Here is an 18,539-nt window from a genome sequence, read left to right as displayed (position 1 = left end):
ACTAATATAAATATAACCTCCGCCACCTAATGTGTCAATGGACAATAACTTATGGAATGAAGCGGTACCCCGAGGAGCAAATTAAGGAAGATTCAAGTTCATTGATTCTATAAGGAGGGGACATCTATTGAGATGGTTGGGTCTGATTGCCATCGTGTGGTTCGGAATGTCCGGTCTTCTGCCTGCAGCGGATGCGTCACCGGAAACTCCCGTAAAAGCGGCGTTTATTCGAGGCGGCAATCTATGGGTAAAGGAAGGGGATACCGAGAAGCAGCTGACAAGAGACGGCGGGGCCTCCCATCCGAGATGGTCTTATGACGGGCAATGGATCGCCTATATGAAGGCATCCGGAGAACAAAACAACGAAATATGGCTCTATCACATCAACACCGGTCGTCATGAGCAAGCTTATGGAGGCCGCGGAAGCAACCTCCAGTGGTCGCCAACTTCTAATATTCTGGCCTTTCAGGATGAACTGATTTTGAATATTACCGACGCCGAGAAGGTAACCGGCAATCGCTTCGACAATGTTGCACTTGGGGTCAATAATTACTCTTGGCTGCCGGATGGAACAGGCTTCCTGGCTTCTTCTACCGCGGCTCGTCTGCCGGACGGCTGGACCCGGCCTATTCTGTACAAAATACCGGTTGACGCCAAGCTCGACGAAAAGAAGATCAAGCCCTTTTTCACCATCCCTTCTCAACTGACCCAAGGGAACGTCACGGTGCTCTCTATCGGCACAACCCTCTTCAAGTGGTCCTACGATCGGAAATGGATTGCTTTCGTCGTTCATCCTACGGCTTCGTGGTCGGCGGACAGCGACATGCTCTGCCTGCTTTCTTCCAATGGCAAAACATTTCTTCCCCTCGATGAAATGCTGGCGAATACAGGCTGGTTTCAGTGGGCTCCCGACAAAACACGGCTGGCCTATATTCAAGGCGGAGGAAGAATGGCATTGGAGAACAAGCATTTGAAAATCAAGGAGCTGCCTGCCTTGCACTCTCCGACACTAACGCCTGAAGGCTTTGCCGACGGCAATTTTACATGGCTGAAGGAGGATACGATAGTGGTATCCCGTGCTACGGAGAGCAAATGGTCGACCGATCCCGCGACACGGCCGGTCCCCGTCCTGGTTCGTTTAATGCTTCAGAGCGCCGTGCAGCGTCCTATTACCGCGCCTCCTGCCGGGTTCGGAGACTATTCGCCTGCCTATATTCCTGCAGCGAACAAGCTCGGATGGGTCCGTTCTGACCGTAACCTGGCATCCGTCATGCTGGGACAGCCGGACGGGTCTGGGGCAATTACATGGATCAGCTCCATTGATCTAGGCTCCAACTATTACGAGCAATGGGACTGGAGTGAGGTTCTAAGCTGGTACATAGCCGGTTTTCAAAACTAATTAGGTGACTGCTACCCCTGCCTTTCAAGTGAAATATGGATGACGGCCGCGGAATCTGAGGTATTGATGTAGGAATGGCTGTAATCGCCGCGAAAGCGAATGGAGTCGTACAGCCCCATCTCATAAGACGTATCGCATACATTGATCCGGACCGAGCCCGACATGACGGTCGCTGTCTCAATGAGACCGGCCGGATGGTACTCGGAGGAATAGGAGCTGTCAGGCTGCAAAAATACACGGTAGCTGTCGGCTATTCCATTCGAGGAACGAGTAAAAATCGGCTCCACCCGAAAAGGGCCGTCTGTAAAATGAATGCCTTCCCCCGAGCGTGACAGTTGAACGAATGTCTCATTCTCGAATAAAGAGGACATGGGAATGGATAATCCGTCGGCAATACGCCAAATGACAGCCAAGCTCGGATTCGTCTCCCCCCGCTCTATCTTCCCCAGTGTCAGTTTGCTGACGCCGGTGAGATCCGCAAGATCATCGAGGCTCAGCTTCCGCTCCTTGCGCATGTGCCTAAGCTGATGTCCAATTCTCCGCACCATCTCCATCATGTCCTGCTCCGTATCTTTCGGTAAATCCAATCCAGTCCACCTCACAAAAATAAATTATAGTTTACTTTTCAGTAATATAAGTATATTATAGTTTACTGTTAGAAGCAATCGTGATGCAGACCTAGGAAACCATTTTTCTTTCGCTGCAGACTTATATTTTCTTTAGAAGGAGTCTTAATCATGAGCAATAATGCATCGTCCTCTTCCTTACAAGCCCAGGCAACTGGAGCGGCTCGCAGCGGCAGCCTGCTGCTTATGCTCGGCGTCGTGCTGATAGCTTCGAATTTACGCGCATCCATCACGGTCGTAGGCCCTCTCACTTCGACCATTCGAGCGGAGACCGGCTTATCGAATGTGCTGGCCAGCTTACTGACGGCATTCCCGCTGCTCGCATTTGCCCTGCTGTCGCCATTGGCACCCGGAATAGCCAGGAGGATCGGAACGGAGAAAACTTTATTCGCAAGCCTTATCGCACTGACCTTAGGGATCCTGCTGCGCTCCGTTCCAGGCGTCGCCCCACTATTTATCGGCACAGCCGTCATGGGCGCGGGTATCGCAGTAGGCAATGTTCTGCTTCCCAGCCTCATTAAACGTGATTTTCCAGGCAAAGTCGGACTGCTGACCGGTCTCTACTCCATGTCCATGAGCACTTGGGCCGCCTTGGCTTCGGGTATCAGCGTTCCTATTTCCAGCGGGCTCGGTCTTGGTTGGCGAGGGTCGCTCGGCTGCTGGGCGGTACTCTCCATAGCGGGACTTATCGTTTGGCTGCCGCAGCTTCGTTCCGCGCAGTCCAAGAGCACCGCGGCAGCCGCACAGACTGCTTCCATCAGCTTGTGGCGTTCTCGCCTCGCTTGGCAGGTAACTCTGTTCATGGGGCTGCAGTCTCTGGCATTTTATGTAACGATCGCTTGGCTGCCTGCCATCCTGCATGACAGAGGGATGAGCCCGACCACGGCTGGCTGGATGTTATCCCTGATGCAAGCTGTGAGCTTGCCGTTCTCCTTCATCATGCCGACGTTAGCCGGCAGAAGGGCCAGTCAACGCGGATTGGTAGCCTTCAGCGCCTGCTCCGCTTTGCTGGGCTATGTCGGGCTGCTGCTCACAAGCTCTCCATCCATTGCTCCTCTCTGGATCGTTCTGATCGGAATCGGGCAGGGAGGCAGCATCAGCTTGGCGCTTGCCTTCTTCGCGCTCAGGTCGGCAACTCCTGCTCAAGCTGCCGTGCTCTCGGGGATGGCCCAATCTTTGGGTTATCTGCTGGCCGCAGTAGGGCCGATCTTGATCGGTTGGCTGCATGACTTGACCGGCGCTTGGTCCGCTCCGCTGCTCGTGCTTATCATCGCAACCGCACTGTACTTGATGTTCGGGATTGGGGCCGGCCGCAATATCCAGATTGGTTCCTCCGCTAAACGATAATTTTATGGAATGAAAAAAGACATCGCCCTCAAACTCCAAAGCGATGTCTTTTTTACATTCCATTTATGCGAAGAAGGTTTCCAATTGCTTCACCAGCTGCTGCTTTTCGTTATCAACAACGGTCTGGTACTGTGTTTTATCGAACAGCCCTTGGATTTCCAGTGGGAACGTCTGTTCGATATGAACCAGCTCGATGGACTCGTTGAACTTGGCCGGATGAGCGGTAGCGAATACGACACACACTTCGTCATCGCCGCTGCAAGCTTCGTATGCGGAGACACCGCAGGCCGTATGCGGATCGAACAAGTAGCTGTATTGCTTGTAATACTTTTCGATAACCTGAAGACAATCTTTGCCTTGAACCCCTTTGGATTCAAAATCAGCTTGAACCTTTTGAAGCTCCTCGCCGGCTATCTCAATTTTGCCTTCGGAACGGAACTGGTTCATAAGAGAAGCTACCTTTTCCGAATTTTTCCCAGTCAAGTAGTACAAATACCGTTCGAAATTGCTGGCAATTTGAATATCCATGGAAGGGCTGTAGGTGCTGTGGAATTCTCCAGGCATATACACGCCTTCTTTAACGAAACGCTCCAGGATATTATTCTCATTGGTAGCCAAGATTAGCTTGCCAACCGGAAGACCCATTTGCTTCGCCAAGTAACCCGAGAAAATATTCCCGAAGTTGCCTGTAGGCACGCTGAAGTTGACCTTGCCTACCGGTTTGGTTTTGGAAATTTGGAAATAAGCATAGAAGTAGTACACGGTTTGCGCCAATATCCGCACAAAGTTGATGGAATTGATGGCACGCAAATGATATTTATGCTTAAAATCCACATCGGCGAACAGCTCTTTAATGAACTGCTGACAATCATCGAAGTTGCCTTTGACCGATAAGTTCAGCACATTTTCATCCTGCACCGTCGTCATCTGAAGCTCTTGAACCTTGCTTACCTTTTGATGAGGGTGGAGGATGCAAATCCGGATTCCTTCTTTGCCCCGTACGCCCTGAATGGCTGCCGCTCCGGTATCCCCTGAGGTTGCACCGAGAATATTAATGATTTCATTTCTTTTGGTCGCTACATAAGAATACAGATTGCCCATGAACTGAAGCGCGACGTCTTTGAATGCAAAGGTCGGCCCATGGAACAGCTCCAGCACATACAGCGAATCATTGATTGGTTTCAGAGGCGTTACGTTCTCATCCCTGAAGGTAGAGTAGCTGTCATAGATCAGCTTTCTCAGATCCTCATAAGGAATTTCGTCATTTGTAAAATAAGAGAATATTTCAAGCATCAGATCCTGGTAGGACAGGCTTTCCCATTCCTTCAGCTTCTGCTCCGAGATCACCGGAATTTCACTGGGAATGACCAGACCGCCGTCGTTGGCAAGCCCCATCAGGAAGGCGTCGATGAATCCACATTTCTCTACTTTTCCTCGCGTGCTAATATAGTCCATACTAATCCCCTTCGCGTACGAAAATTCACTTCATTATACCAAAAAGTCGGCTTATTATGAACAAGAAAAGCGTTAAAGTGCGAAAGGTTTACAAATTCGGCTGTTTATCGACTTTTTTCGTCAACTCTGGTAACGAAAAACATTACAAAAATAGGCCCTAAACGTGGTATGCTTGTACCAGGGGGTGAAAGAATGAATTATATCGTGATAGACCTCGAATTTAACGGAAGAAAGCATTACGATATTTATCCCATGGAAATCATCGAGATTGGAGCCGTCAAGCTGAATGAGCGGCTGGAGGTCATCGATACATTTCAAAGCTATATTAATCCTAATTTCTATATTAATAGATTTGCCCTGCAATTTTGCGGGATTTCCAAAGAAACGCTGCACCGGAGCAAACGCTTTGCCGAAGTGGTACAAGCCTTCCGGAAATTCTGCGGCGAGGAGTATACGATGCTGGCTTGGGGCGGAGGCGACTTTTTCCACCTGTTCCTGGATTGCAAGGTGAATCAGCTGAGTGATGAATGGCTCGTCAACCTGCTGGATGTGACCGCCTATTTCGAAGGCGGCCTGCAGCAAGCGCTGGCAGACCATCATCTCGAACCAATCGGGCAGCATCACTCGGCATTGGATGATGCGTTAAATACGGCCCAGCTGCTTCAATTGAAGCCTGAGGTGGTTGCTTCTACCGATTATTTTGTCCCTAATCAATTTAAGCTATGTACCGGGGGCATTAAAAAATGGATCACGCTATCGTTGGATAATGCGTTGGAAAAAGAGCAGACGTTAACCTGGAATCAGTTCATCAAGGATGAAAAGACCCGCAAATATGTGGAAGTGATGAAGCTGAGCGCTGAGGAAATCGAGATGGTGAAAGAGCTGTTCACCAAATTTTTCCACGCCAAATACGGCAGAAAAGCCAGAAAGCAGCAGCTCGCCTAAGCTCAAACAGGCTCTTTACGACAAAAACCGTCCTTATCAAGGACGGTTTTGCCGTTTATGGACACTTATTTACGATCCTGATCCGGATCCGGATCGCCGGGGCTGCACACCCCATCGCTGCAAGCCTGGCCAGATTCACCTTGAATCATTTGAAGCGGCTGCTCTTCTTCCCATACCTGCTGCAGTACTTGGAGGAACGTCTCGCTCGGCTGAGCGCCCGATACGCCATATTTGCGGTTAATGACGTAGAACGGCACCCCGTTCACTCCCAATCGGCGAGCCTCCTCTTCATCCGCCCGCACTTCGTCGGAATATTGGTTGCCAGCCAGCATGGCTGCCGCTTCTTCCCGGGAAAGTCCGGCCTGACCCGCAATTTCAATTAATGTCTCATGCTCGCCTACATGAAGCGAATCGGTGAAGTATGCTTTAAATAGCAGCTCTGCCGCTTCTTTACCTTTGCCTTGCTCCGCGGCGAATTGGATTAAACGATGGGCGTCAAACGTATTCGTCAAGATCATGGTGTCGAATGCAAAGTTGAGACCCACTGCCTTGGCTTGTTTTCCTACATCCGCATTCATTCCCTTGGCCTGTTCCACGCTCATTCCATATTTGGAAGCCAGCATCTCATGGACATTCTGGCTGGAATGCCTTGGCGAGCTCGGATCAAGCTCGAAGCTGCGATAGACGATCTCCACTTCCTCTTTATGGGCAAACTGCTCCAGCCCGGCTTCAAACCGTCTTTTACCGATATAACAGAACGGACACATGATGTCCGACCAAACTTCCACTTTCATCCCGATTACCTCCCCAGTTTGCTTTAACGAGTCACAGCTTATTATATAGCTTTCCTCCCCCGTCTACAATGAACGGGCGAAAGCAGGTCCGAGCCGGGTACGGTTCGTCATTCGTAAAATACATAGCACAATCAAAATTTCTCCGGTTAGTCCAAGCGATTGCGCCAAAGCCCCGATAGATCCGCTCCAGCCCGGAACAAGCTTAACTAGAACGTATAGGGTGACCAGCGTCACGATAACGTTAAACGCCTGCGACCATACCATGATTCGGGTCTGCCCCCTAAGCATCACGATGCCATGACAGTAGTCCAGCCACGGAAATACCAGATTCATAATCATAAAAAAACGGAGAGCTCTCAAGCTTTCGTTCATTAACGGGCTTCCCGCCTGCAGCCCCAGTCCATGCTCCATGAACCAGGGGCCGATTGACGTATACGCAAGCATGGATAACAGCCCAGCGGGCAGCAGACTCATCAGCAGGGCGAAGCGGAATACCTGCCTGGCGCTCACATGGTAAAAGTTCAGAACGATCTGATGCATATACGAAAAGAAGCTCTGCATCAAATGCGCCAGATTCAACGCGATGGCAAAGGAAGCAATAGCGAGCTCCATATTCCACGTCTGGCCAAGAAACGCATTGATAGACGGATCAATGATCACCGCCAGGAAGGAGGAATACATTAAGGGCCGATAAAACCGGAATATAGGCCGCTTGCTTGTGATCGGATGTCCCTCGAGCTTTTCCGGAATCGAATGCTTCAGCAGAGACCGGCCTTCGATAACGCTGATGATACATTCTATCGCCATCCCGATGAGAAAAATAAGCGCACCTACGGCTCCGCTCGTCACCCTATCGAAGGCTATAAAATAAGCCGCCGCAAGGAACATGCCTGCCAACCGGATAGCCATCCCGATCGTGAGCCATTTGGTCCGCAGGTTGTATATAATGATGCCATGGTACAAGCACCGGATACCGGAAAATAGAATGACGAAAATGAGCAGCTTGAATACGCTCATAATTTCGGGAAGCTGTTCGCTGCTTGCCCCGAAACCATGCAGAAAGACCCAATCTCCAAGCGGAGTATAACTGATGGCCAAACCGATCACGAAGCTGCACAGCAATAGATACATCGCGATATGCGACATTGCTCGAAACGATACCCGGTCACGCACCAAAGCGGAACAAGTCTGTCTCAGCAAAACCGCAGGCCTTTCAATGACGTCCATCAGGCTCATGGCTATGCTGTAGCTGGCAATCATAAGCTCCGGATGATCGGCTCTGGCCAAGGTTCCGTTAATAATGATATGGGAGATCATGACCAGACTGGCCGAGGCACCCAGCGGAATGAAGAAGGCCAGCAGCTTTCTATAGGATAATCGTTGTTCTTCTAATTCATCCGGATGCGTCGTTGCATTGCGGCTGTCCATGTATCGAGGTCCTCCATCGTTTAGTCGCTTCCTGTGCCTCTCCATCATACGTATTCCATGCCGTCTAACCATATCCTTCCTTTTATCCAATGAATAAGCTCCGCAATGCAAAAAAAGCCCGGCATATCGCGTGGATATACCGGACTTGTCGAGATTCGCCTGCCGCTTAGGAGAAATTGAAATACTCTTTGGCGTTGTTATAACAAATATTTTGAACGATGGTGCCGAGCAGCTCAAGGTCGTTAGGAGCCTCTCCGTTCTCGACCCATTCGCCGATCAAATTACATACGATTCTTCTGAAGTACTCATGTCTTGTGTAGGACAGGAAGCTTCTGGAATCCGTCAGCATACCAACAAAGCGGCTGAACAAGCCCAGGTTCGATAGAGCTTTCATTTGCTCGATCATGCCGTCCTTAGTATCAAGGAACCACCAAGCGGAGCCCAACTGAATTTTGCCTGGAACGCCTCCACCCTGGAAGCTGCCCATAATCGTGCCCAGCACGTAATGGTCTTTAGGGTTCAAGGAGTACAGAATCGTCTTAGGCAATGCATCTTCGGTATCCAATGCGTCAAGCAGCTTGGCAAGAGGATATGCAAGAGAGCTGTCGTTGATGGAGTCGTAACCGGTATCCGGACCGAGATTGCCGAACATACGGCTGTTGTTGTTGCGTGCAGCGTTAATATGGAACTGCATAGCCCAGCCCAATTCCGCGTACAGCTTGCCCATAAAGACAAGAGTATACGTTTTGTACTGCTTTTCTTCCTCAAGGCTTACCGCTTCGCCCTTCAAAGCTTTGGCAAAAATCGCAGCCGCCTGCTCTTTCGTTGTTTCAGCGTAAGCAACATAATCCAACGCATGGTCAGACACGCGGCCGCCGACTGAATGGAAGAAACGAATTCTTGATTCCAGCGCCGCCAGCAATTGATCGTAGTTGTCGATTGCTTGACCGGCAACTTGCCCCAGCTTCTCTACCCATGGCAGGAAGGTTGCGCGGTTGATTTCAAGTCCTTTATCCGGACGGAATGAAGGAAGCACCAAGACGTCGAAATCTTTGATGTCTTTGATTTTAATGTGGTATTCCAAGGAATCCGTAGGATCGTCTGTCGTACATACGACTTTGACGTTCGATTTCTTGATGAAATCTCTAGCGCCGAAGCCTTCGCCGGTCAGTTGAGCGTTTACTTTTTCCCAAATGGCAGGGGCATTCTTCTCGTTAAGCAGATCATAAATGCCAAAATAGCGCTGCAGCTCCAAGTGGGACCAGTGATAAAGCGGGTTGCCGATCGTTTGCGGAACGGTTTTGGCCCATGCAAGGAAACGGTCATAATCGGAAGCGCCTTCGCCGCCGGTAACGAATTTCTCTTCCACTCCATTGGATCTCATTGCTCTCCATTTGTAATGGTCTCCGTACAGCCAAGCTTCCGTAATGTTTTTGAATGTTTTGTTCTCGTAAATTTCTTGCGGGCTCAAATGGCAGTGGTAGTCGATAATCGGCATATCCTTAGCGAAATCATGATATAAACGTACTGCCGTTTCGTTAGACAACAAAAAGTTCTCGTCGAGAAATTGCTTCATACAGGAATCATCCCTTCTCCCATGATTGTTAATTATGACCAAGCCGAAACGTGCTGTAAGCACCTTTCGGCCCGGATGATATATTACTTGCCCAACAGATCCAAATGCTTGCCGATATGAGAAATCAGCGATTGCTCGAATGCTTCCTCTTGGTCGCTCAACGTGCTGTAGAACTCGTCTTTAAACAACGATTTGCCTTCCGCATCCTTCGCTTGAAGCAGAATACCATAAGTGATATGGATCACTTGACGGGCATTGTTCTCGTTCATGTACGTATCGGCCAGATCCGCGTCAGCCACTTGGTCCAATGGAACGATTTTGCTCAGATCGGTCGTTACATGGTAATAAGCTGTCGCTTCTTCAAAGTGCTCCAAGGCATATTGATGCATTCTGCGGTACAAGCCTGGGTTAACTTTCGCTACCGTTCTAACAGCCTCCAGCCAGTTGGTTCCCGCTGTTTTCACATGGAAACGACCTTTGGTGTATTTTCCGATAATCGGGAATACGCTGAACTTGTCACTGCCGGAGTGGATACTGAGCTTGTACCCAAAATCGTCAGCAATACCTGCATGGATGATCAATTCTTTCTCGAATTGCGCGATGTCGCCGATGTAGTCGATCCCTTTTTGGAACTCACCGATGAAACGAGGCGCCATGCTGTAGATCGTCAAGCCGCGGGCATACAATTCTTTGGCTACCAGGAAGTGAGACTCGGGAGCCGTAGGAGTTGCCGTTTCGTCGATCGAGATTTCGAAGTCGATTTCGCGGGCAGCTGTTTTGATATATTTGTTGAAAATATGCTCCATGAAGTCGATAGCAGGTCCGTAGATGAGCACGTTTTTGATCAATGTTTCTTTGTCAAACGTGATGGAAGTTCCAGCTACTTCGAAGGTTTGGTTCAGGTAGCGGGACTCGTAATGCTTGCGGATTTCTTCGGACAAAGCATTGTATTTAGCTGCTTGATCTGCCGCGGAGGAACCTTCGATAGAGTTATCGATGTACTCGGAGCAGTCCAGAGTCAGCATAGTGAAGCCAAGGCCAAGCGCCAATTCAATGTCGGCCTCTACCTTCAAGTGGTCGCCGTCGGCGCCGAAGCCGTCTTTGTAGCCTTCCTGGAATGCAGCGAAGCAAGCAGCATCAACAACTTGCTTATAATCGCGGCCCGTCAGGTTCAGCTCACGGATACTTTGCTGCGCCAAGATAGGGCGAACATTTCTGCCGCGTACGGTTTTGATATGACCAGGAGAAGCGATGCCAAGACGGTCGCCAAGACCGATCGTCGCCACTTGCGTACCGAATGCGCGAGGCACGGTATAATCAAAATATTTATTAATAACCAGACGGTTTTCATGTGTTAACGGGCAGGCTTTAATACCGCCTTCTACAGTTCCTTGAAGCTCGTCGAACAATGGACCCTCGCCGACAGCCAAAATCAATTTGGTCTGACCATCCTTCACCATAACCAGCTTCACGTTTCCGGACTCAGACAATGAATGCGGATACACTTTGATGCCATTAGCGTCGATTTGGTTCACGTTACCCTCTTTTACTGCTTGGGCGATCGCCTGAAACTTGCTCATGAATAAAGCCTCCTTGAATAATAAGATAATTCGATCATAGCGCAAAATCATACCACTTTCTTCGCCTATTTTGTCTAATTTAGATAAACCTATGCGCATCTTGCTATGAAAAAGTATCATTCTCTGCTACAATGAAAAAAATCCCCTGCAATGTGGGTGAGACTGTCCCCGCAAATTGGGGTCTTGGCTTCGAAGCTGCTTCAGCATCTTTGCTTGGAGCCCATTAAATCTATATTAAATCAAATTCCCGTTAGCGGGATAAACCTAGCATGGAAGTGATGTGAACCCTATGAGCGAAACGGTATCCTTCACCTATGGTGCGGAAGAAGGCGATTTCTATATTCAGCATATCAAGCGTACGGAACCTTTCGAGCGGACCAACCATTTTCACGGTACCTACGAAATCTATTACTTGTTATCCGGGCAGCGGACCTACTTTATTAAAGACCGCTCTTATTTGATTTCTCCGGGTGACCTCGTGTTTATCAACAAGCATGATGTCCATAAAACGTCGGATGTCGGACAGCCCGGGCATGAAAGAATTGTTATCAATTTCAGCGACGATTTTATCGGTACGGACCATCCTTTCTACCATCCGTCGTTATTGGGCGTCTATCAGCAGTCGGCTCATGTGCTGAGTCTCAATCTGCAGGATCAAATCTTTGTACAGACAATTATGAACAAGCTCACCAAGGAGCTTAAGGAGAAGCAGACCGGCTATGAAACCTACATCAAGCTTCTGCTGGTAGAACTGCTGCTGTTCTCCAGCCGTTATGCGGAGCGTCACGAAGCCGTACCCTTCGAGCATGCGAGCCCGCTGCACAAAAAAATATCCGAAATCGTCCAGCACATTAACGCCCATTATCAGGAGCCCATGACCCTATCCGGTATCTCGGAGCTGTTCTATATGAGCCCCTATTATATGAGCCGGGCCTTCAAAGAGATTACAGGCTTCACCTTCATCGAATATGTCAATATGACACGAATACGGGAGGCGCAAAAGCTGCTTAGGGAATCGAACCGCAAAATCATAGATATTGCCGACAGCGTCGGATTCGAGAACATCGCTCACTTTGGCCGCATGTTTAAAAAGCTGACGAAGCTTACTCCGCACGAATACCGCAAGCAGCAGCGCTAACCGCGGCCTTCTGCTGATTTGGAGCCGTTGAAACGGCGGAAGCCCCAACGAAGGGCATAAGGCACGATGAATAATATAAACAAAATGCGGAACATTTGATAAGCAACGACCATGGATACATCAGCCCCGATCAGGGAGGCCGTGACCCCCATCTCGGTCATCCCGCCTGGCGAAGTACTGAGAAACCCGGTTATCACGGATATCGGGTGAACAAGGCTTAGCGCATACGATAGGCCTAGCGAAAATGCTACAACCGCTATGCTGCCTGCTATTGAGTATGGAAGCAGCTTCCTCCAATTGGACAGGCTGCTTAATTTGATCCCGAGGCCCATATAAATGCCAAGGCTCCATTGCGCCAACAGCGTGAATAAGGACGGCAAATGAGGCAGATCATACCCTGTTACGGTTAGGATCCCTGCTGCTATAATTGGCCCCAGAAAAAAAGGGGTCGGAAATTTCAGCTTAAGAGCAAGCCAAGCCGAAGCAGCCACGACGGCGACAACGAGAACAAACCACATCGGTCTTGCAGCGGCATCTTGCATCCAATGCAGGAGCGAGTCGATAATACCGCTGTTCCCGCCCCCTTGCCTGCTCAATCCTGACGCAGCGTCTGATTGAATTCCGTCAGCCAGTCCGTGTACTGCGAGAAATGGAACGGTAAAAATCACCGTCAACAGCCGTATCGTCTGCATAAACGCTACGACCGTCGTCTCTGCCCCATCAATCTCTTCGCTTAACACAACCATTTGCGACAAGCCTCCCGGGATACTGCCGATCGCGCTGCTTGCCATACTGATCCCGGTATGCCTCGACGTAATATAGGCAGCGGCCAGGCTAAAAGCAATGGTTAATGCGGTTGCCATCAGCATCGTAGGCAGCTGCGACGAAATTTGTTTGGCACTCTCTAACGTGAAGGTAAGTCCCATGCCGTACCCTAGCACCGCCAGGCCCGCATTTCGGAGTCCGGCAGGCCACGTCATCCTGCGGCGGGTGAATGCCGTCCACAGAAGAACAGCTGTCAGCGGGCCAAGCATCCAGCTTAGCGGGACGTGAAGCAGTGTAAACAGCAGTCCCCCGATAAATGTGACAAGGAGTGTTTCCACTATCCGATTCATGATGATGTCCTCTTTTCCTAGTGTGGCAAAGAAAAACGACCTGTTGAGGTCGTGAGTCTGCTGAAAAACCTATAAAGCTTGAACTATTACCAATATACTCCGATGGGATATGCCCCTCCAGCCGCTATTGAAACCCGTGAAATGTCATTATATTTAGCGGTATTTTCACGGGTTTCAAAGGCGGACGTAAACTCCTCCGAGGCATACCCCACCTCCATATGTAACATAGTTCACGCAACCCTAGGTTCCTCAACAGCCTGACGAGCTGTTAGGTCGTGTTTCCTTTCTTAATCTTTAATACCGGGCATTCGTTCCTCCAAGCGCTGTATCAATTCACCGTATACATCGCGAAGCTCAGCAAGAGTAAGAAGCTCCGGTGTATTTGAACGCTCTTCCTCGGAATGCTGGTTCAAGACACTGTCCATCCCGTTATAATTAAATTTCAAGTCCTTATACGTCTGCTCCAGCTTCTCCAAAATGACGCCAATTAACGTTGAGTACTGTTCCATATCCTTCACCAGCTCTACCTGTTATTTTACTCGGCATCCCGCTCGATAATGTCCACCTTTTGAATCTTGACGGACTTAATAGGATGGCTTCTTTCGCCATAGCCCGATGCCTCCACAGGAGTTCCAGCTATGGTCCGCACGGTCTCCATCCCATCCGTAATTTTTCCGAAAATCGTATAGTTCGGGTACCGATTCAAGCTTTTGCTGTCTTCTCCCGTACAAATAAAGAACTGGCTGCCGTTCGTGTTAGGGCCTGCGTTGGCCATAGCAACGATGCCTGGCTCGTACTTGTACGGAGTGTTCAGCTCGTCGGCAAACTTGTAGCCTGGACCGCCCGTTCCAGTGCCCGTAGGGTCACCTGTTTGAATCATGAACGATTCAATAACACGGTGAAACTCAACATCCTCATAAAAGCCGTCTCTCGCCAAAAATACGAAGTTATTGACCGTCAAAGGCGCCGTTTTCGGAAACAGCTCCATCGTAAAATCGCCTTTGCTCGTATGGATGACAGCCTCATAGGTTTTGTTCACATCGATGGACATTTCCGGAGCTTTATCGTATGTCTTGTGATTTTCCTGTTCATCTGCTTTAGTTTCGTTAGGTACAGCGTTTTGCTCAACGGCCTTGGTCTCTTCAGGCACAGCTGTTACAATACCCGCATCACCAACACTTACAAAATGAACAATGCCGGCAATGATCATGAAAATTGCTAAAAAGCCTTGACCCATTCTCGCATTCTCCTTACTAGAATAAATTTCATAGATATACAAAGTATATACGATTTATTTTCACAAAAAAAGCGCAGGGCCGCTTATTCAAGCAGATCCCCGCACTCTTTTGAAAAAGGAAACAATTAGAACTGAACCAAGTTAGCTACTTGAACCGGAAGTCCGGTTTTGATGGAATGATTGCCGGCAATACCGGTCAGGATGGACATCGCGCCATCTACGTGCGAAGCCGCACGGTTGAAACGGTCTGGTGCTTTTTCACCGAACAAGTCGTTCAACAGCACAGGGTCTCCGCCGCCATGTCCGCCTTTCGTTTCTTCCACTTTCACTTCGTAAGGAGCGTCAAACATCGGGAATACCGTAATTTTCTTCCCTTTAACCGCACCTTCCAACGCCTGCTCGCCGCCGGAATTGACATACGATGCTTCAACCACGTTCATTTCGATACGGCCTTTGCTGCCGTTGAAGCACACGCGGAAGCCTTCCCATGGAGCATAAGCATACAAGGAATAAGTCAGAATCGCGTTGTTGCGGTATTTCACCATAACGCCCATAGTATCCTCAATGTTGATTCCGTCTCCAAACACGCTTTGATCGCGGTAGTAGCCGTCTTCCTTCTCGGCATCCAGGTACATGGCTTTCAAATTCTCATTTTGCTCCAGGTGCAGCGCGAACGGATCGTTCTTGGCGTATTTGCTGCCGTGTGCACGGGAATAAAACTCGGTTACGCCGCGTTTCTCGGCATTTTCACGTCCGTAGAACATGAGGTCGCCCAACGCAAAGACAGTCTTAGGCTGTGTGCCCAGCCAGAAGTTAACCAGATCGAAGTGATGCGTCGATTTGTGAACGAGCAAGCCGCCGCTGTTGCGTTTATCACGGTGCCAACGACGGAAATAATCGGCGCCATGCTTCGTATTAAGCAGCCATTCAAAGTGTACGGAGTGAACATCACCGATCGTGCCGTCCATAATGAGCTCACGGATTTTTGTGTTGTGCGGAGAATAACGATAATTAAATGTTACACGCAGGTTACGGCCGGTTCTTTTCACCGCATCCAGGATCTCCTGGCATTTCACTTCATCCACTGTCATCGGCTTTTCAGTAATCACATCACAGCCGAGCTCCATGGCGCGGATAATATAAGTATGGTGCGTCCGGTCAACCGTGGTAACGATGACAATATCCGGTTTGGTCTCTTCGATCATGCGGTCGAAATCTTGCGATTTATAAGTAGGAATCGGACCTACGCCGAACGGCTCCAATTTTTGGTTGGCAACATTCATCCGGGTCTGGTTGATGTCGCAGAAAGCAACGAGCTCTGATGTTTCTTTAAAATCGCGGGCAATGGATGTGTAGAAAAATCCTGCTCTACCTCCGGTTCCCACGAGTGCATAACGTTTACGACTTGACATCTATATTTCCTCCCTTGTCTGTGTTATTGTGAGTATAGCGCAATAAATATTCGAAAACAGCACAAAAATTGCTTACATTAAATATTTTTCAACTTATATTGCACAATCTCCAAAACATCGCGGCAGGGAGGCCTTTTCTATGAAACATCCCTTACTTCCGAACACGCCGAAGCCGGCGCCCAAGCCGTTTTCCTTCGTAGCCGAGAAGGACGGCTTTCATCTGGATCATTCCATTCGTACGGATACGTTCAACATGCATCAGAACCATTCCCATGATTCATACGAAATCTATTATATGCGGGCGGGCGAACGGTATTATTTCATCAAAGACCGGTCTTATCATGTGAAAAAGGGGGATCTGGTCCTTATTCAGCCCAATGTGCTCCATAAAACGATGGTAGCCAATTCCCCCCATCATGAGCGGATCTTGATCAATTTCAAATCCTATTTTATGGAGCCGATGTACCGTTCGGTTCTGGAGGATTTGTTCGACGTGTTCGGAGAGGGGCCGGTTCTACACCCCGATGCAAGAGAGCTCATTATGATCGAATCCATCATGGAAAAATTGCTGAGGGAGCGAAGACAAACCGATTACGGCACGGAAGGCTACGTCCGGCTCTTGTTAAGCGAGCTGCTGCTGTTGATCTACCGGCATATCCAGCATTCGGACAGCAAAGCCAGAACCTCGGAGCATCCGACCACGCTTCATCGTAAGGTATCTGATATCGTGAAATATATCAATGAGCATTTCCGGGAGCCGATGTCATTGAAGGCGTTGTCCGGCCATTTTCACATCAGCCCTTATTATTTGTGCCGCATCTATAAAGAAGTAACCGGATTCGGCGTCATCGAATACGTTAACAGCCTGCGCGTTCAGGAAGCCCAGAAGCTGCTCAAATCGACCAGGCTGTCCGTTACGGACATTACCGAGCAGGTCGGCTTTGACAGCAGCACGCATTTCGGGCGGATCTTCAAATCGGCCTGCGGCATGTCGCCTTTGCAGTACCGCAAGTGGGCGGGGAAGTAAGAGGACCAGCCCTTGGGATATGATTTTTGAGAAACAAGTGAGCTTGAAATATTGCCAAGAGGTTACAGTGGGGTATGCCCCTCCAGCCGCTGTTGAAACCCATGAAATTTCGATTCTATTTTTTTGTATTTTCACGGGTTTCAAAGGCGGACGTAAACTCCTCCGAGTCATACCCCACTTCCCTTTTAGCCTATTTCTTAAAAACAAGTTTCTCAAAAATCAAAGGACGCAGCTGCGTGGGGCTGCGTCCTCTTATGGAGTAGATTAAATAAGATGCTCCGGATTTAAAGCTTCCAGCTCCGGAATAACGAATTTGCCGTCCTTGCGGATCAGCACGTCGTCGAAATAAATGTCCCCGCCGCCGAATTCCGGCCGCTGGATCAGCACCATGTCCCAATGAACGGAGGAGCGGTTGCCGTTATCCGCCTCCTCGTAAGCGTTCCCCGGCGTGAAGTGAATGCTTCCGTCGATTTTTTCATCGAACAAAATATCCTTCATCGGATGCTTAATGTACGGATTGACTCCAATGGCGAATTCGCCTATGTACCTTGCCCCTTCATCGGTATCCAAAATTTCGTTCAGCTTCTTCGTATTGTTGCTTGTCGCTTCCACGATTTTACCGTTCTCGAAGCGAAGCACCACATTTTCGAAGGAGGTTCCCTGATAAATCGTCGGGGTGTTGTAAGACAACGTGCCGTTCACAGAATCTTTCACAGGCGCAGTGAACACCTCGCCGTCCGGAATATTGTTTTTGCCTGCGCAGGGAATAGCCGGTATGTCCTTGATAGAGAAGGTCAGGTCCGTCCCTTGAGCAACCAGTCTTACTTTGTCCGTCCGGTTCATCAGACTCACCAGAGACTCCATCGCTTTCCCCATTTTGCTGTAATCCAAATTACATACCTCAAAATAAAAATCCTCGAACGCCTCGGTGCTCGTGTTCGCCAGCTGAGCCATAGACGGATTAGGGTAGCGCATGACTGTCCATTTGGTATGATTCACGCGCTGATCCGTTACCGGGCGCTGGTATTCCGTCACGTACAGCTTCATTTGCGCATCCGGCACGTCGGAGGTTTCCGTAATATTGTCTCCGCTGCGGACGCCAATGTAAGCCTGCATCTGCTTCATTCGGTTCAGCTCCAGCTCCTTCAGCGTTTCAAACTGCGCCTTTGTGCCGTGAAGCATCAGGCTGCGAGTAACCGCCGGGTCGCGAAGCTCTATAAACGGATGCCCGCCGACAGCATGGACTTCCTCAATCAAGCATTTGGTCAATTCCTGATCCTTGATTCCTATCATCTCAATCAAAATATTTTCACCCGGCTGAAGGTTCACGGAATATCGAATTAAGTTGCTTGCCAGCACTTTTAATCTAGGGTCTCTCATTGCTTATTCTCTCTCCTTATCGGTTCATCGGACAATGGGGCAAACCATGCGGAAAACGTACAGCTCTTACTGATTTTATG

The 18,539-nt window shown here is 49.3% G+C and carries 16 protein-coding genes; 5 read left to right on the top strand and 11 right to left on the bottom strand.

Annotated elements, in window-relative coordinates:
* Positions 1 to 127 precede the first annotated feature (127 nt).
* Positions 128 to 1,399: a hypothetical protein gene (locus B1728_RS10455; RefSeq protein ID WP_079910123.1), complete on the top strand. Its 1,272-nt coding sequence runs from the start codon at positions 128 to 130 to the stop codon at positions 1,397 to 1,399.
* A gap of 11 nt (positions 1,400 to 1,410) precedes the next feature.
* On the opposite strand, the gene B1728_RS10450 is transcribed toward B1728_RS10455, so the two are convergent.
* Positions 1,411 to 1,986, bottom strand: a complete 576-nt coding sequence (locus tag B1728_RS10450; protein WP_079910122.1) for a helix-turn-helix domain-containing protein — start codon at positions 1,984 to 1,986, stop codon at positions 1,411 to 1,413.
* Positions 1,987 to 2,136: 150 nt separating this feature from the next.
* On the opposite strand from B1728_RS10450, the gene B1728_RS10445 reads away from it, so the two are divergent.
* Entirely contained in the window at positions 2,137 to 3,372 is a 1,236-nt protein-coding gene (locus B1728_RS10445) for a CynX/NimT family MFS transporter (protein WP_079910121.1), read from the top strand.
* 63 nt (positions 3,373 to 3,435) lie between these two features.
* Here the strand turns inward: B1728_RS10445 and thrC are convergent, their stop codons facing one another.
* Complete coding sequence (thrC, locus tag B1728_RS10440; RefSeq protein ID WP_079910120.1) at positions 3,436 to 4,827, bottom strand: threonine synthase; 1,392 nt, start codon at positions 4,825 to 4,827, stop codon at positions 3,436 to 3,438.
* Positions 4,828 to 5,019: 192 nt separating this feature from the next.
* Here thrC and B1728_RS10435 point away from each other — a divergent pair, with 192 nt between their 5' ends.
* Positions 5,020 to 5,772, top strand: a complete 753-nt coding sequence (locus B1728_RS10435; RefSeq protein WP_179135969.1) for a 3'-5' exonuclease — start codon at positions 5,020 to 5,022, stop codon at positions 5,770 to 5,772.
* 65 nt (positions 5,773 to 5,837) lie between these two features.
* Here the strand turns inward: B1728_RS10435 and B1728_RS10430 are convergent, their stop codons facing one another.
* From B1728_RS10430 to B1728_RS10415, 4 genes are all read right to left on the bottom strand, one after another.
* Positions 5,838 to 6,566, bottom strand: a complete 729-nt coding sequence (locus B1728_RS10430) for a DsbA family oxidoreductase (protein ID WP_079910118.1) — start codon at positions 6,564 to 6,566, stop codon at positions 5,838 to 5,840.
* A 63-nt stretch (positions 6,567 to 6,629) separates the two neighbouring features.
* Positions 6,630 to 7,994, bottom strand: coding sequence for a multi antimicrobial extrusion protein MatE (locus B1728_RS10425; RefSeq protein WP_079910117.1), 1,365 nt, complete (start codon positions 7,992 to 7,994; stop codon positions 6,630 to 6,632).
* Positions 7,995 to 8,160: 166 nt separating this feature from the next.
* Positions 8,161 to 9,570: a glucuronate isomerase gene (gene uxaC / locus B1728_RS10420; protein WP_079910116.1), complete on the bottom strand. Its 1,410-nt coding sequence runs from the start codon at positions 9,568 to 9,570 to the stop codon at positions 8,161 to 8,163.
* Between the two features lie 83 nt (positions 9,571 to 9,653).
* Positions 9,654 to 11,150, bottom strand: coding sequence for a tagaturonate epimerase family protein (locus B1728_RS10415; RefSeq protein ID WP_079910115.1), 1,497 nt, complete (start codon positions 11,148 to 11,150; stop codon positions 9,654 to 9,656).
* 289 nt (positions 11,151 to 11,439) lie between these two features.
* Here B1728_RS10415 and B1728_RS10410 point away from each other — a divergent pair, with 289 nt between their 5' ends.
* Positions 11,440 to 12,288, top strand: a complete 849-nt coding sequence (locus tag B1728_RS10410; protein ID WP_079910114.1) for a helix-turn-helix domain-containing protein — start codon at positions 11,440 to 11,442, stop codon at positions 12,286 to 12,288.
* Here B1728_RS10410 and B1728_RS10405 read toward each other — a convergent pair.
* The 4 genes from B1728_RS10405 to B1728_RS10390 form a co-directional block, all read right to left on the bottom strand.
* Positions 12,285 to 13,403 carry an AbrB family transcriptional regulator gene (locus B1728_RS10405; protein ID WP_079910113.1) on the bottom strand — a complete coding sequence of 373 codons (1,119 nt, stop codon included), beginning with the start codon at positions 13,401 to 13,403 and terminating at the stop codon, positions 12,285 to 12,287. The two genes, B1728_RS10410 and B1728_RS10405, sit on opposite strands and share 4 nt — an antisense overlap.
* A 287-nt stretch (positions 13,404 to 13,690) precedes the next feature.
* Positions 13,691 to 13,912 (bottom strand): hypothetical protein, encoded by a 222-nt coding sequence (locus B1728_RS10400; protein WP_079910179.1) that lies wholly within the window; start codon positions 13,910 to 13,912, stop codon positions 13,691 to 13,693.
* A gap of 26 nt (positions 13,913 to 13,938) precedes the next feature.
* Complete coding sequence (locus B1728_RS10395) at positions 13,939 to 14,640, bottom strand: peptidylprolyl isomerase (protein WP_079910112.1); 702 nt, start codon at positions 14,638 to 14,640, stop codon at positions 13,939 to 13,941.
* A gap of 125 nt (positions 14,641 to 14,765) precedes the next feature.
* Positions 14,766 to 16,052, bottom strand: coding sequence for a Gfo/Idh/MocA family oxidoreductase (locus B1728_RS10390; protein ID WP_079910111.1), 1,287 nt, complete (start codon positions 16,050 to 16,052; stop codon positions 14,766 to 14,768).
* A 139-nt stretch (positions 16,053 to 16,191) separates the two neighbouring features.
* Here B1728_RS10390 and B1728_RS10385 point away from each other — a divergent pair, with 139 nt between their 5' ends.
* On the top strand, positions 16,192 to 17,079 hold the full coding sequence (locus B1728_RS10385) for an AraC family transcriptional regulator (RefSeq protein WP_079910110.1): 888 nt from the start codon (positions 16,192 to 16,194) through the stop codon (positions 17,077 to 17,079).
* Between the two features lie 264 nt (positions 17,080 to 17,343).
* Here the strand turns inward: B1728_RS10385 and B1728_RS10375 are convergent, their stop codons facing one another.
* Positions 17,344 to 18,459 carry an aminopeptidase gene (locus tag B1728_RS10375; RefSeq protein WP_079910108.1) on the bottom strand — a complete coding sequence of 372 codons (1,116 nt, stop codon included), beginning with the start codon at positions 18,457 to 18,459 and terminating at the stop codon, positions 17,344 to 17,346.
* Positions 18,460 to 18,539: the final 80 nt, after the last annotated feature.

The organism is Paenibacillus sp. 32352 (assembly GCF_002042965.1).
In the GTDB taxonomy this organism is placed as follows: Bacteria; Bacillota; Bacilli; order Paenibacillales; family NBRC-103111; genus Paenibacillus_S; species Paenibacillus_S vulneris.
This window is presented reverse-complemented; position numbering and strand designations above follow the sequence as displayed.